The sequence below is a fragment of the Paenibacillus sp. LS-5 genome (assembly GCF_056121505.1).
In genome coordinates, this window is sequence record NZ_JBWAVA010000046.1 from 1 (window position 1) to 751 (window position 751).

Below are 751 nucleotides of genomic sequence, written 5' to 3' on the forward strand. Positions count from 1 at the left end.
ACTGTAATCTTTTGTACACCAGTCGTTACGTTGCCGTTCTCATCTGTAGCTGTCCATTTCACTTCAGTTACACCCAGTGCATAATCCGCAGGGGCATTCGAACTCACAGTTACTTTGTAAATGTCTGTGCCTGTCGCTAGACCGATCTCCACTGGCGTCTTCAGCGCTGTAGCTTCGACCGTCTTGTCGGCTGGCAGCTTCAGAGCAGGCTTCGTCGTATCCACCACTGTAATCTTTTGCACACCAGTCGTTACGTTGCCGTTCTCATCTGTAGCTGTCCATTTCACTTCAGTTACACCCAGCGCATAATCCGCAGGAGCATCCGAGATCACAGTTACTTTGTAAATGTCTGTACCTGTCGCTAGTCCAATCTCCACTGGCGTCTTCAGCGCTGTAGCTTCGACCGTCTTGTCAGCTGGCAGCTTCAGAGCAGGCTTTGTCGTATCCACCACTGTAATCTTTTGTACACCAGTCGTTACGTTGCCGTTCTCATCCGTAGCTGTCCATTTCACTTCAGTTACACCCAGCGCATAATCCGCAGGAGCATCCGATATCACAGTTACTTTGTAAATGTCTGTACCTGTTGCTAGTCCGATATCCACCGGCGTCTTCAGCGCAGTAGCTTCGACGGTCTTGTCGGCTGGCAGCTTCAGAGCAGGCTTCGTCGTATCCAGCACTGTAATCTTTTGTACACCAGTCGTTACGTTGCCGTTCTCATCCGTAGCTGTCCATTTCACTTCAGTTACACCCA

At 50.1% G+C, this 751-nt stretch carries 1 pseudogene; it reads right to left on the reverse strand.

Annotated features, from left to right (window positions below):
• Nucleotides 1-737, reverse strand: a pseudogene (locus AC0MA3_RS26355) (HYR domain-containing protein); the annotation flags it as partial.
• Between the last annotated feature and the right edge of the window lie 14 nt (nt 738-751).